Below are 13,677 nucleotides of genomic sequence, written 5' to 3' on the forward strand. Positions count from 1 at the left end.
CATCGCGCCGAGAGTACTGCGGGGTCAGCCCGTGGGAGGCCAGGGCGCCGCTGACCGGTGGACGGCACCGAGCCGTCAATCGACTTGAAGAAGGGGGAGGCCTCGCGGCCTCCCCCTTTTTTGCGTTTGATAGAGAGTTGTAATACACGAACTCGTCTTCGTTTAGCTTGTCTTACTGTTTGGCTGTATTTTGAGTCCTTCGTTTGTATTTGCGCGATAATAACTCGCATTGGCGTTAGGGAGGACTTGATGTTTACCGTTTTTGTCTTGGGCAATATTGCTTCGGGTAAGTCGACTGCCTGCCGCTATCTCGAATCTCATGGCGCCATGCTTATCGATCTGGATGAGCTTGCCAAATCGCTGTATGTGCCAGGCTCCGATATCGTCAATGCCCTTGCGGAAGAATTCGGTTGGGACATTCTGGACGGGGAGGGCGGCATTCGCCGCAATGTCCTCGCTGCTCGAGCTTTCGCCTCTCCTGATACAGTTGCGCGGCTCAATGGCATCGTTCACCCGGTTCTCATCGAACAGCTTTCGCTGAGGATCCTTGATCCGGTTTGCTGCACGGTTTCGTCCCCCCGTTATCCCTTTGCGGTAGTCGAGGTTTCTGCCCCGACTGGTTTTGAGGATGCTTTTGGCCTGGCTGATGAAATTCTGGTTATCAGCGCTCCTTTAGCAGTTCGTCGCGAGCGTGCCATTCATCGTGGTATGGAGTCCTCTGATTTTGATGCGCGCTCTGCATGCCAACCTGATGAGGCTTCGCTTTGCAATCTCGCTACGACGGTAATCGATAATTCGGCAGGCGATAACTCGCTCTTTGAACAACTGGACGCATGGCTTGCGCGTCATGGCTTCGGGGATGTAGCGGATAGGGAGGAGACCGATGCCTAAGACACGTTTCTTTACGTGGTATCGCGTGGCGCCACTTGCCGTTATGTTTGTTTTCGGCCTTATTTCGCTCGTCTACTCGTATGCCCCTGCCGCCTTCTTTAAGCCTTTGTATCCAATTGACTACGAGGCGTACGTAAAGCAATCGAGCATTTCGCACAATCTTGATCCGTATCTAGTGTGTGCTGTCATAAAGTCGGAATCGAATTGGGATCCCGAGGCTGAGTCGAATCAAGGCGCACAGGGATTGATGCAGCTGATGCCCGAGACTGCCCAGGATATGATTGCCAAGGGTCTTGTCGATGGCAGCGAGTATTCAGCCGGCGACCTTAACGATCCCGCTACGAACATCGAGTTTGGCTGTGCGTATCTTTCGTATCTTCTAACGTATTTTAACGGGTCGACTGACAGTGCCATTGCCGCCTATAACGCCGGCATGGGCAATGTCGACGGATGGGCGCAGCAGAGCACGTCGCTTCATAATGCAATCACCTTTCCCGAGACGCAGGCGTATCTGATTCGTGTCAATAATGCCTGGGTTCGCTACAAGACCCTCTATCCCGATCGGTTCGTATAGGACTATGCCCGCCGCCTGCGTATACTGCAGATATATGAGTTAGGAGTATCCATGGCGGAATTTGAAGTTGAGCGTGTTGGAGGAGAGCTCAAACGTTTTGGCGTTGAGGGCTCTGAGGTGCCGTTTGAGGTCGTGTCTCCATACGAGCCCGCCGGTTCCCAGCCCAAGGCCATTGAGTCGCTTGTGCAGGGTGTGAGGGACGGAGATCGCTATCAGGTTTTGCTGGGCGTGACTGGTTCGGGCAAGACCTTCACGATGGCTAAGACTATTGAGGCCCTGGGGAAGCCGACGCTGGTCATGGCTCCCAACAAAACGCTTGCCGCTCAGCTTGCGAGCGAGCTCAAGGAATTCTTCCCTAACAACGCCGTGGTCTATTTTGTGTCGTACTACGACTACTATCAGCCCGAGGCATATGTACCTCAGAGTGATACGTATATCGAGAAAGACTCCTCGATTAATGAAGAGGTCGAGATGCTGCGCCATCAGGCGACGGCATCGCTGCTATCTCGACGCGATGTGATCGTCGTCGCATCGGTCTCGTGTATCTATGGCATTGGCTCTCCCGAGGACTATGCGGGCCTAGCTCCGAACGTCGATAAGAAGGTGCCGCTTGAGCGCGATGACTTTATCCATGCGCTTATCGATATTCAGTACGATCGCAATGACTATGATTTGGCACGTGGCACCTTCCGCGTGCGCGGCGATGTCGTCGACGTATATCCGCCCTATGCCGAGCATCCGTTGCGGTTTGAGTTCTTTGGCGACGAGGTCGAGCTTATCGCTGAAATCGACGAGGTCACCGGGGAGATGCTGCGTGAGTACGAGGCCATTCCCGTGTGGCCGGCCTCGCACTACGTGACTGAGAAGCCTAAGGTCAAAGCGGCTCTGAAATCAATCAGCGAAGAGTGCGAGAAGCGTGTGGCCGAGCTCAAGGCGACCGACAAGTTGCTCGAGGCACAGCGCCTGCAGCAGCGCACCGACTATGATCTCGAGATGCTCGAGACCATGGGTTTTTGCAACGGTATCGAGAACTACTCGCGTCATCTGGACGGTCGAAAACCGGGCGAGCCGCCGTTTACCCTGATCGATTACTTTCCTAAGGACATGCTCTGTATCATCGACGAGAGTCATGTAACGGTGCCGCAGATCCGCGGCATGCACGAAGGCGACCGCTCGCGTAAGGTGACGCTGGTGGAGCATGGTTTTCGTCTGCCTTCGGCACTCGATAACCGCCCGCTTCGCTTCGATGAGTTTGAGGCGAGGATTCCCCAGTTCATCTACGTTTCGGCCACGCCGGGCGACTATGAGCTGCGGGTTAGCCAGAACGACGTTGAGCAGATTATTCGTCCGACCGGCCTGCTCGACCCCAAGATCGATGTGCGTCCGGTTCGTGGGCAGATTGACGATCTTGAGGACGAGATTCGCGAGCGCGTTGCCCGCAAGGAGCGCGTGCTGGTGACCACGCTCACCAAGCGCATGGCTGAGGACCTGACCGACCATCTGCTTGATGCCGGCATTAAGGTCAATTACATGCACTCCGATACAGCGACGATGGACCGCGTCGAGATCCTGCGAACGCTGCGCGAGGGAAAGATTGATGTTCTCGTTGGCATCAACCTGCTCCGCGAGGGTCTGGACCTTCCCGAGGTATCACTGGTGGCAATTCTCGACGCCGACAAGGAAGGCTTCTTGCGCAACCGCCGTTCGCTGATTCAGACGATTGGCCGTGCGGCCCGCAATGCCGACGGCGAGGTCATCATGTATGCAGACGTTGTGACCGATTCGATGAAAGAAGCCATCGAGGAGACGCAGCGCCGTCGCGAGATTCAGATGGCATATAACGAAGAGCATGGCATTGTGCCCAAGACGGTCCGCAAGGCCATTAACGACATTTCGAGCTTTATTGCCGAGGCCGAAAAGACTGTGGGCTCGAAGGGACGCTCGAGAGGCGATTCACTGGGTCACGGTGCGTTCTATACACCCGACGAAAACGGCGAGGGCGCCGCGCCGGAGACGGTGGCACCCGAGCAGACGCTTGCCGAGCAGCTAGAAGGGCTACCGCATGACGAGCTCGTGCGGATCGTCGAGACCATGGAGGAAGACATGCGTAACGCTTCCGCCGCCATGGACTTTGAGGAGGCGGCGCGTCTGCGCGATGCCGTCGTTCAGATTCGGGCGATGCTTGAGGGCGCATCTGAGGACGAAACGATTGAGCGTTTGCGTTCGCAGGCTCGCAAGGGCTCTACCTTTGCTTCGGGTAGAAAACGCCAGGGTGCACGATTCAGGAAGTAGTGAACAGGCCCCGAGTTCCCTGTGGAGCTCGGGGCCTGTGTCGTTCGGACGCGAGAGTTCGTGCACTAGAGGTCTGCTATCAGCGCCCCAGCGCAACGGATGCCGTCGGTGGCGGCACTCATGATGCCGCCGGCATATCCGGCACCCTCGCCGCAAGGGTAAAGGCCCGGGGTCGACACGGCGTGGCATGTTCGATCGCGGATGACCGTAACCGGGGAGCTCGAACGCGTCTCCACGCCAGTGAGGACCGCATCGGGGCGGTCATAGCCACGCAGTTTCTTACCGAGAAGGGGAATTCCCAAACGAAGCGATTCGACGATATGCTGCGGGAGGGCATCGTCGATCGCCGTCCAGGTCACGCCAAGTGGATAGGTTGGTTTTACCTTTCCGGGTGCCGTGCTGGCGCGTCTAGCAAGGAAATCTCCGACGAGCTGTGCCGGCGCGTTCCAGTTGGAGCCACCCAGGCGATAGGCGGCTCGCTCGCAGGCGCGCTGGAGCTCAATGCCTGCGAGCGGATCATCGCTGGGAAGGTCATCAGGTGTGACGTTAACGAGTAGGGCGGCATTTGCGTTGCGCCCGTCGCGGGCATTGAGGCTGGCACCGTTGACGCACAGATGGCCCTGCTCGGAAGAAGCCGCGACAACCTGTCCGCCGGGGCACATGCAAAACGAGAACACGCTGCGGCCGTTGGGGAGATGGGCGACAAGCTTGTAGGGGGCTGCTCCGAGTGCCGGGTGCCCCGCCGAAGGGCCATATTGGGCACGGTCGATGTCGCGCTGTGGATGCTCGATGCGCACACCCATGGCAAAGGTCTTTTGCGCGAGGGCAACGTTATGCTCCTTGAGAAGCTCGAATACGTCGCGGGCGGAATGGCCGCAGGCGAGAATGAGGTGCTTTGTGGCGATTGTCTCGCTTGTGGTTTCTTGGGGCGGTTGGACATCGACGCCGGTGATGGCGCCAGATCCATCGGTTCGAATATTGACGAGCTTTGTTCGATAGCGGACGGTTCCACCGAGTTGCTCGATGCGCTGAGATATGTTGGTGACGACGGTGGGGAGGATGTCGGAGCCAATGTGCGGCTTGGCGTCCCACAGGATGTCGCGAGGTGAGCCCGCTTCGACGAAGGTCTCAAGAATCAGTCGATGGGCAGGATTCTTGGTTCCCGTGTTGAGCTTGCCGTCCGAGAAGGTCCCTGCGCCGCCCAGGCCAAATTGGATATTGCTTTCGGGGTCGAGGGTACGCTCCTTAAGAAAGAGGTCAATCGCTTCCGAGCGGCGAAGTGCGGGGTCGCCGCGCTCGATGAGCAGGGGTTTAAGTCCCGCTTCGGCAAGGGTCAGGGCGGCGAAGAGACCGGCGCAACCGGCGCCGACAACGACGGGACGCTCATTGGGTGCATTCGGGACAGGGTTGGGGAATGAAGGAGCCTCGCCGTCTACCATGCGGATGCGCGAGCGGTCGCGCTCGGCGACGCGGTCGACCACCTCCTGCTCGAGTCGGGAGCTTGTCAGTTCAACTCGAAAGCTCAAAATAAAATGGACATCTCGCTTTTTACGGGCGTCGATTGACTTGCGATGGAGCTCAATGGCTTTAATCTGGGAATCCTCGCATCGCAGGGCTCGTTTGACGGCGCGTCTGCCAATAGCAAGGCAGGCGGTTTCGTCGCCGGCCTCATCGAGTGACGCGTGGACTTGGGTGATTTCGATCATCGAGGTCTCCTTTGATGCAAGAAAGAGGCCGCCCGGTGTCCCAGACGGCCCGAATGCGTTTTGATTATAGACTGCGCGGCTATAGGCTGCTTGCAGCGCGAATACCCGAGATCCAAGCCCATGCAAGGTTGAAGCCGCCGCAATCGGCATCGATGTCGAGCGCCTCGCCACAGATGTAAAGCGGGGCGTCTGCCGCGTTGCTCACGCAGAGGTTGGGAGCTGAGACGCTCTCGATGGGCACGCCGCCGCGCGTGACCTGGGCCGAACGCTCCTCTGTCGTTCCCTCGACGAGCAGCTTAAAGTGCTTGAGGATTGAGACCAGGTGGATGACGTCGTGCGACCCGGGGTGGCACTGTTCGAATGCGGTGCAGACAACGCGAGAGAACTGCGGGGCGAGCATGCCGTCGAGCCAGCGGGGGTCGCGGGGTGAAAAGCCGCCGAGCAACTCAACTCGCTGGTTGAGCATATCGAGCAACTCGTCTTTGGAGAGGTCGGGGAAAACGTCGAGCAGAATCGTGTCGCCGCGCTGGACGCGACGGGAGAGGTTAAAGGCGGCGACGCCCGAAATGCCAAAGGTTCGGAAGAGCACTTCGCCGTCCTCGCGCCAGAGCTCCTCGTGATTGCGGGTGAGCGTCAAACGGGCGCGGACGCGCAGGCCATCCAGCGTCTTGAGCGCCGTCTGGTCGCCGAAGACCGATGCCGACACGGGGCAGAGGACGGGGCACTGCAGTGTGAGGGAAAGATTGAACGTCTTCGCGATGTCGGCGGGGCTGCCGCCCGTAGCGATAATTACGGCCTTTGCCTGCAGCGTCTCGTTCTTGCGAGGGGTGTCGGCGAGCGCCTTCCGAAGTGAGCGAACCTCCGTTTTTCGGTCGTCGTGCTTTTTTGCCTTGAGTGCTCGCGCAGGACGGTCTATTTGGAGTGTCCAGCCCTCGGAGGCTTTGAATGCCGAGGCAACGTTTGCTCCACAGATCAAGGTGATACCCAGGTGATTGCAAGCGTTGAGAAGCGCATCGCGCACCGATTCGGCACGAAGGGAGCGCGGATACAGGCGGCCCTCCTCGGAGGTCGTCATGATGCCCAGCGAGGAGAAGAAACTGTCGAGCTCTTGCTCGGGCTGGGGACCCATGACGGATTCGACGAATGCGGGGTGGTTGTACCGCTGGAAATCAATTGATTCGTTGGAAAGGTTGCAGCGGCCGTTGCCGGTCGCAAGGAGTTTAAGGCCGCAGGCAACATCGCGCTCAACGATGCAGGCGCTTTTGCCTGCGTGTGCGGCCGTAATGGCGGCGGCGAGACCCGAGGCCCCGCCGCCGATTATCAAGACGTCATAGGAGGCGTTTGTGTTCACTTAAGCCTCGACGGTCTCGTGCGGGGCAATGGCCTCGACGGCAGAGACGGCCTGGGGCAGCATACCGTCGGGCAGTGCGGTCTCAACTTCGCCCTTATCGCAAGCCTCGGCGAGTGCCGGATTGATGGGAAGCTGCCCTAGGATCTCGAGGTTGTAACGCTCGGCGACCTCGGGGAGCTTGCTCTTGCCAAAGACTTCGATCTTCTTGCCGCAATCGGGGCACTCGATATAGCTCATGTTTTCGACGATTCCCAGAATGGGGACGTTCATCTTCCCGGCCATGTTGACTGCCTTGGCGACGATCATCGAGACCAGATCCTGCGGGCTCGTGACGATGACGATGCCATCGACGGGCAGCGACTGGAAGACAGTGAGGGCGACGTCGCCCGTTCCCGGAGGCATGTCGACCAACAGGTAGTCGATGGGGCCCCATGAGGTTTCGCTCCAGAACTGCCTGATGGCACCCGCGATAACCGGACCGCGCCAGAGGACGGGGTCGGTTTCGTTTTGGAGCAGCAGGTTAGAGCTCATAACCTTGACGCCGTGCTCGGAGATTTCGGGCAGCATAAGGTTGCCGAGGGCATGGACGTGACGTCCGCTCATACCGAACATCTTAGGGATAGAGGGGCCGGTAATATCGGCATCGAGGACGCCGACCTTGTGACCGTGGCGGGAAAGCTCCGTGGCGATGGCGCCGGTGACGAATGACTTGCCGACGCCGCCCTTGCCGGAAAGCACGGCGATAACGCGCTTGACCTCGGACAGCGTATTTTCCTCAAATTGCGACGGCGACGTTTGCCCGCCGGCTGCCTGTGCGTGCTCGCAACCCATGTTTGACTCCTTTGTATGTGTTGGGGCCGGAGCCCCGCGGTGTGACACGAGCGTCATTGTACCCTCGTTTGCGAGCGGGAGTCATTTATGATGCGTGGTAGGCGATCGACAGTATTCGAAAGTACGGACCGAGCGTGCGGCCTGCGGCGTCAGACAACGCAAAAGGTCTGCGAATCTTGTATTACGAACATCTGTGCGCGTCGAGTGCGCTAAACTCATCGTCAGTGTGATTTGAAGTTGTAGGAGGCAAGGAGCTTCCATGTCTGATTCTTCTATCGTTATTCGCGGCGCGCGCGAGCATAACCTGCGCGATATCGATGTTTCCATTCCGCGTGACCAGCTCGTGGTCATAACCGGTCTTTCCGGATCGGGCAAGAGCTCACTGGCGTTCGATACCATCTATGCCGAGGGCCAGCGCCGTTACGTCGAGAGCCTTTCGAGCTATGCGCGTCAGTTTTTGGGCCAGATGGACAAGCCCGATCTGGACTCGATCGACGGCCTTTCGCCAGCTGTTTCGATCGATCAGAAGACGACGTCCAAAAACCCACGCTCGACGGTGGGCACCGTAACCGAGATTTACGACTACCTTCGCCTGCTATTTGCTCGCGTGGGAACGCCGCACTGTCCTGAGTGCGGTCGCGTCATTGAGCGTCAGACGACCGATCAGGTCGCCGATAAGGTGCTGGCGGCGGGGGAGGGCCGTCGCGCGTTTGTGTTGGCGCCGGTGGTTCGTGGACGCAAGGGCGAATATGCCAAGCTGTTTGAGGACCTACGTGCGGAGGGCTTTAGCCGTGTGCGCGTCGACGGCGAGGTGCGCTCGCTTGACGACCCTATCGACCTGGACAAGAAGTTCAAACACGACATTGAGGTCGTGGTCGACCGTATCGTGATTCGAGAGAACTCCCTGGGTCGCATTGCCGAGTCCGTTGAGCAGGCGACGGCACTGGCGCACGGTAACGTGAACGTGTACATGCTGCCCGACCGCGACGCTCCCGAGGGAAGCGAGGGCGAGCTGCTGGAGTATTCGCTGGCACTGGCGTGCCCGGAGCACGGGCATTCCATCGACGACCCGCAGCCGCGCGATTTCTCATTCAACGCGCCCTATGGTGCATGTCCCGAGTGCGATGGCCTGGGCTTTAAAAAGACAGTCGATGCCGAGGCGCTGATTGAAGACCCCTCAAAGTCGATTGCCGACGGAGTCTTTGGCAGCCTGTTCGGCAATTCCAACTATTATCCGCAGATTTTTGCCGCGGTCTGCAAACACTTTAAGATAAGTGCCGATACGCCATGGGAGGACCTGCCCCCGCGGGTGCGTCGTGCGTTTTTGGATGGCATGGGCGACACGAAAATTTCGGTCGACTATCAAAAGCTCGATGGGCGTCGCAGCCAGTGGGACACTAAGTTCTCGGGCGTGCGCAACATCCTGTACGAGCGCTACAACGAGACGGCGAACGAGAACACCAGAGCTCGCTTGGAGAAATACATTCGCGAAGAGCCATGCTCGAGCTGTCACGGTGCTCGCCTGCGTCCCGAGATGCTTGCCGTCACCGTGGGCGGCAAGTCCATTTACGATGTCTGCTGCCTGTCGTGTCGCGAGTCGCTCGAGTTTTTTGAGGGCCTGGAGCTTACCGAGCGTCAGCAGTTTATCGGCGGGCGCATCGTCAAGGAAATCCTGGAGCGCCTGCGTTTTCTGGTCGATGTCGGACTCGACTATCTGACGCTCGATCGCGCCTCGGCGACGCTTTCCGGCGGTGAGGCCCAGCGCATTCGCCTGGCAACGCAGATCGGCGCCGGCCTCATGGGCGTTCTGTACATTCTGGACGAGCCGTCGATCGGCCTTCACCAACGCGATAACGAGCGCCTGATCAAGACGCTCGAGCGTCTGCGCGATATCGGCAACACCGTTATCGTCGTTGAGCACGATGAGGACACGATTCGCGCTGCCGACTATGTGATCGATATGGGGCCGGGCGCGGGCGTCAACGGTGGGCACGTAGTCGCCGCGGGAACGCCCGCTGACATCATGGCGTGTCCCGAATCAATGACGGGCGCCTATCTGACCGGCAAGCGAATGATTCGAGTTCCCGATGAACGTCGTAACCCCGGACGTGGTTGTCTTAAGATTACGGGCGCATGCGCCAACAACCTCAAAAACGTTACCGCCAAGATTGAATTTGGCACGCTTACCGTCGTAACCGGCGTATCGGGATCGGGAAAGAGTTCCTTGGTCACCGATACGATTGCGCCTGCCCTCACCAACGCTATCCATCGCTCTACGCGTCCCGTGGGCCCGTACAAAAAAATCGACGGCATCGAGTGCATCGATAAGGTGATCGATATTGATCAGTCGCCTATCGGCCGTACGCCGCGCTCGAATCCCGCTACCTATATTGGCCTGTGGGACGACTTGCGTGCACTGTTTGCGAGCACGCCGGAGTCGAAGGCGCGTGGCTACTCGCCGGGACGATTCTCCTTTAACGTGAGTGGCGGACGCTGCGAGGCATGCAAGGGCGACGGCCAGATCAAGATTGAGATGCACTTTCTTCCCGATATCTATGTGCCCTGCGAGGTTTGCGGCGGTAAGCGCTACAACCGCGAGACGCTCGAAGTCACTTACCGTGGCAAGACCATCTCGGACGTGCTCGATATGAGCGTGGCCGAGGCACTGGCTTTCTTTGGGAATATTCCGCAGATCAAGCGAAAGCTTCAAACCCTGTATGACGTCGGCCTAGGTTATGTGAGCTTGGGTCAGCCCGCCACGACGCTCTCGGGTGGTGAGGCGCAGCGCGTAAAGCTCGCCAAGGAGCTTCATCGTCGTCAGACGGGTAAGACGTTCTATATTTTGGACGAGCCTACGACCGGTCTTCATTTTGAGGACGTTCGCCAATTGCTAGATGTGCTTCAGCGTCTAGTCGATGCGGGCAATACGGTGCTGGTGATCGAGCACAACCTCGATGTCATCAAGGTCGCCGATCGCCTGATCGATATGGGTCCCGAGGGTGGCAACGGTGGCGGAACTGTCGTGGTCTCGGGTACGCCAGAGCAGGTTGCGGCATGCCCACAGAGCTATACTGGCAAGTTCTTGGCGCCCTTGCTCAAGCGCGATAAGGAGCGTCAAGCGCAACTCGATGCCTAATACATAGGTGTTTTTGAAACATGAGCGCCGCCGATTCCTTGCGATTCGGTGGCGCTCTCTTTGTCGAGATAGCGTATGCCGCGCAAATGGACATATACTTAAACCTTGTGTTCGTATATGAGGGAAAGGATATGCCATGTCGAAGGCCGTGAAGACGCCAAAGACCAATGCGATGCGCGAGCTGGAAAGCGCCGGCATCCCCTATGTTCTCCATACGTACGAAGACGATGGCGATGAATCAGCGGGCCTTGGCGTTGCGATTTCCGAACAGCTTGGTGAGGAGCCCGGCCAGGGATTCAAAACTCTGGTCTGTGTCGCGCCGTCAAACGATCACGTTGTGTGCTGCATTCCCGTTGCCGACGAGCTCGACCTCAAGGCCGCCGCGCGCGCCGCAGGCGAAAAGACGCTGACCATGATGCATGTCAAAGATTTGCTCGCCGCGACGGGGTATGTCCGCGGCGGTTGCAGCCCGGTCGGTATGAAAAAACGCTTCCGGACGCTGATCGATGAGACATGCGTCCTTTGGGATACCATTTTTATCTCGGGAGGCAAGCGTGGCTACCAGCTTGAGGTCGCGCCCGACGATTTAGTTGCATTTTGCGGGGCCGCGGTCGCCCCGATCACGAGAGAGGACTGAGCGATGCCTCAGGAAGATTCAAAGCGCGGGGCTCATTTTGCAAAAGGGCCGACCTCCTCGGCGTCTTCGCCTGAGCTGGCTTCGGTCGAACATGAGATTCGTAAAGTCTGGTCGGCTGCCGCCGACCCGGGTGAGACGGCGGTGTATTTGCGTGCCGCCGGTGCCGGTCCGGTGCCTTCTCGTTCGTCTCTTTCCTCGACTCGACCCGACGAGACGGCTGTGTTTTTGGCCGCTGCTCGTACAGGCGTGGATCGGATGTCCAGCACTTCGGATACGCCTCATGCCCCGCGTCCCGATGAGACTGCGGTGTTTTTGATGGCCGCACAAGGGAAAAGTTCGCATCAGGGCGCGGCCGCCGTTAGCCCTGCAACGCAGGACGCTCCCGATGACGGCGAATCGTTGCTTTCAGATGATGAATGGTCTCCGCTCGGTTCAATTGGTCTCGTCGAAGGCGTGACGGTCGATGACGATGACGATTGGGATCCCTTGTCGTTTTCTGGTCGAGGTGCTGCCACACAGGAAGTCGATACGGTGTTTGGGGATCATGCCGCGTCTGGTGACAATGCGATCTTAGTCGATGATTCCTTTTCAGCGAACAGGTCTCTTTCCTCTGTGGATGAGATTGAGCCTCAGTCTGTGTCTCACATGGAATCTCAGGATCACGTAGACGATATGGGCTCGTCCGACTACTCCACGGTTGGTCGGTCTGCCGGCCTTATGACCGTATTGACCATTTTGTCGCGTGTCACCGGTTTCATCCGCACGTGGGCCATGGCAGCCGCCATCGGCATGTCGCTGCTCTCGTCCTCCTATCAGGTCGCTAACAACCTGCCCAATATGCTCTACGAACTCGTGATGGGCGGCATGCTCGTGACGGCGTTTTTGCCCGTGTACATGGGCGTGAGGCGTGAACAGGGCCGCGAAGCCTCAAATGAATATGTGGGCAACCTGCTTGGCATCCTGCTCTTGCTGCTGGGCGGCATTTCGGTGCTGGGTACCGTGTTCGCTCCGGGCTTTATTTGGACGCAATCGTTCCTTTCGGGTGACGGCGGCAGCATGGATACCGCTGCGTTCATGTTCCGTTTCTTTGCCATCCAGATATTGTTTTATGGTCTGGGCTCGGTGTTCTCGGGCGTTCTCAACGCGCATCGCGATTACTTTTGGTCGACGTTCGCCCCCGTTTTGAACAACGTGATCGTTATCGCCAGCTTTATTGGTTTTGCGCCCGTGTCCGCGCAATTTGGCGAGCATGCAGGCATCATCTTGATTTCGGCTGGCACGACCCTCGGCGTCTTTGTCCAGATGGCCTGCCAGATTCCCGCGCTTGGCAAGTACGGCGTGCATCCCCATATCCATATCGACTTTAAGGATCCTGCGCTTCGTCAGACGATTGCGCTCGGTATCCCGACGCTGCTCGCCACGGTGTGCACGTTTGTCCAGACCTCCATTATCAATGCCGCCGCGCTGGTGGTGCAGCCCGAGACCGGACCTTCTGTCATTGCATACGCGCGCTTGTGGTATACCCTGCCTTATGCTCTAATCGCCGTCTCGCTCTCGACGGCGCTATATACCGAGCTTTCGCATGATGCTCAGGAGCAAGACTACGATAGCGTTCGCAGCGGCATCTCGAACGGCGTTGCTCAGATTCTCTTCTTCCTAATTCCATTTGCGCTGTATTTGATCGTCTTCGCCCGCCCACTCAATATGATCTACTGCACTGGCAAGTTCGATGAGTCTGGTGTTGCGTTGGTGTCGGAGTTCCTTATTTACCAGGCTCCTTCGTTGCCACTTTACGGAGCGGTTGTGCTTATGCAGAAGAGCTTCTCGGCCTTGCTCGATATGAAGCCCTTCGGTCGTTATTGTCTTTACTCCACCATCGGACAGGTCGGTTCGGTGCTGTTGTTTGGCGTGGTGCTTGGCTACGGCATGCCTGCGATCGCACTTTCGTATGTTGTCGACTACGTGATTTTGGTTGGCTGCTCGCTGTGGTGGCTGCGCCGTCGCCTGCATGGCCTTCAGGTTAAATCTATTCTGCATGGCGGCTTCTTTGGCCTTATGCTTGGAGGCCTGGGTGCGGCTGCGGGTGCCGGTGTCATGTGGGCGCTTGAGCACTTTTTCGGCGCGCTCGGCGGCTCGATTCTGATTACCTTGGGCTATGTTTGCGTTGCGGGCATCGTCTCGCTCGCCGTCACCATTGGCTTGGCCATCGCCTTTAAGGTGCCCGAGGTCTCCTCGCTGCTTCGCCGCAAGTAGGCAAAC

General features: G+C 58.3%; 9 protein-coding genes. 6 read left to right on the plus strand and 3 right to left on the minus strand.

What is annotated here, in order from left to right; all coding sequences use genetic code 11:
* Positions 1 to 249: 249 nt before the first annotated feature.
* Genes coaE through uvrB form a run of 3 tightly spaced genes read left to right on the plus strand, consistent with a single transcriptional unit; the run spans position 250 to position 3,757 of the window.
* Positions 250 to 891, plus strand: coding sequence for a dephospho-CoA kinase (coaE, locus tag V2391_RS00005; protein WP_329737777.1), 642 nt, complete (start codon positions 250 to 252; stop codon positions 889 to 891).
* Entirely contained in the window at positions 884 to 1,465 is a 582-nt protein-coding gene (locus V2391_RS00010; RefSeq protein ID WP_270226137.1) for a lytic transglycosylase domain-containing protein, read from the plus strand. The genes coaE and V2391_RS00010 overlap by 8 nt, the downstream gene beginning before the upstream one ends.
* A gap of 51 nt (positions 1,466 to 1,516) precedes the next feature.
* Positions 1,517 to 3,757, plus strand: coding sequence for an excinuclease ABC subunit UvrB (gene uvrB, locus V2391_RS00015; protein ID WP_329737778.1), 2,241 nt, complete (start codon positions 1,517 to 1,519; stop codon positions 3,755 to 3,757).
* A gap of 65 nt (positions 3,758 to 3,822) precedes the next feature.
* Here the strand turns inward: uvrB and V2391_RS00020 are convergent, their stop codons facing one another.
* The 3 genes from V2391_RS00020 to V2391_RS00030 all read right to left on the minus strand — a co-directional run bounded on the left by V2391_RS00020 (position 3,823) and on the right by V2391_RS00030 (position 7,645).
* Positions 3,823 to 5,463 carry an NAD(P)/FAD-dependent oxidoreductase gene (locus V2391_RS00020; protein ID WP_329737779.1) on the minus strand — a complete coding sequence of 547 codons (1,641 nt, stop codon included), beginning with the start codon at positions 5,461 to 5,463 and terminating at the stop codon, positions 3,823 to 3,825.
* Positions 5,464 to 5,542: 79 nt separating this feature from the next.
* A complete protein-coding gene (locus V2391_RS00025; RefSeq protein WP_329737780.1) occupies positions 5,543 to 6,814 on the minus strand; it encodes an NAD(P)/FAD-dependent oxidoreductase in 1,272 nt (423 codons plus the stop codon).
* Positions 6,815 to 7,645 carry an Mrp/NBP35 family ATP-binding protein gene (locus tag V2391_RS00030; protein ID WP_329737781.1) on the minus strand — a complete coding sequence of 277 codons (831 nt, stop codon included), beginning with the start codon at positions 7,643 to 7,645 and terminating at the stop codon, positions 6,815 to 6,817.
* Between the two features lie 259 nt (positions 7,646 to 7,904).
* Here V2391_RS00030 and uvrA point away from each other — a divergent pair, with 259 nt between their 5' ends.
* From uvrA to murJ, 3 genes are all read left to right on the plus strand, one after another.
* The gene (gene uvrA / locus V2391_RS00035; protein WP_329737782.1) at positions 7,905 to 10,781 is read left to right on the plus strand and encodes an excinuclease ABC subunit UvrA; all 2,877 of its coding nucleotides are present in this window, start codon (positions 7,905 to 7,907) and stop codon (positions 10,779 to 10,781) included.
* A 136-nt stretch (positions 10,782 to 10,917) separates the two neighbouring features.
* Entirely contained in the window at positions 10,918 to 11,418 is a 501-nt protein-coding gene (ybaK, locus tag V2391_RS00040) for a Cys-tRNA(Pro) deacylase (protein WP_329737783.1), read from the plus strand.
* 3 nt (positions 11,419 to 11,421) lie between these two features.
* Positions 11,422 to 13,671 (plus strand): murein biosynthesis integral membrane protein MurJ, encoded by a 2,250-nt coding sequence (murJ, locus tag V2391_RS00045; protein WP_329737784.1) that lies wholly within the window; start codon positions 11,422 to 11,424, stop codon positions 13,669 to 13,671.
* Positions 13,672 to 13,677: the final 6 nt, after the last annotated feature.

The sequence above is a fragment of the Collinsella sp. CM84Y_54 genome, from assembly GCF_036317945.1.
GTDB lineage: Bacteria > Actinomycetota > Coriobacteriia > Coriobacteriales > Coriobacteriaceae > Collinsella.

What these genes read in the sequence shown, in the direction of transcription:
- V2391_RS00030 (WP_329737781.1), bottom strand. Translation starts at nt 7,645, where the DNA reads ATGGGTTGCGAGCACGCACAGGCAGCCGGCGGGCAAACGTCGCCGTCG.
- coaE (WP_329737777.1), top strand. Translation starts at nt 250, where the DNA reads ATGTTTACCGTTTTTGTCTTGGGCAATATTGCTTCGGGTAAGTCGACT.
- ybaK (WP_329737783.1), top strand. Translation starts at nt 10,918, where the DNA reads ATGTCGAAGGCCGTGAAGACGCCAAAGACCAATGCGATGCGCGAGCTG.
- V2391_RS00010 (WP_270226137.1), top strand. Translation starts at nt 884, where the DNA reads ATGCCTAAGACACGTTTCTTTACGTGGTATCGCGTGGCGCCACTTGCC.
- uvrB (WP_329737778.1), top strand. Translation starts at nt 1,517, where the DNA reads ATGGCGGAATTTGAAGTTGAGCGTGTTGGAGGAGAGCTCAAACGTTTT.
- V2391_RS00020 (WP_329737779.1), bottom strand. Translation starts at nt 5,463, where the DNA reads ATGATCGAAATCACCCAAGTCCACGCGTCACTCGATGAGGCCGGCGAC.
- murJ (WP_329737784.1), top strand. Translation starts at nt 11,422, where the DNA reads ATGCCTCAGGAAGATTCAAAGCGCGGGGCTCATTTTGCAAAAGGGCCG.
- uvrA (WP_329737782.1), top strand. Translation starts at nt 7,905, where the DNA reads ATGTCTGATTCTTCTATCGTTATTCGCGGCGCGCGCGAGCATAACCTG.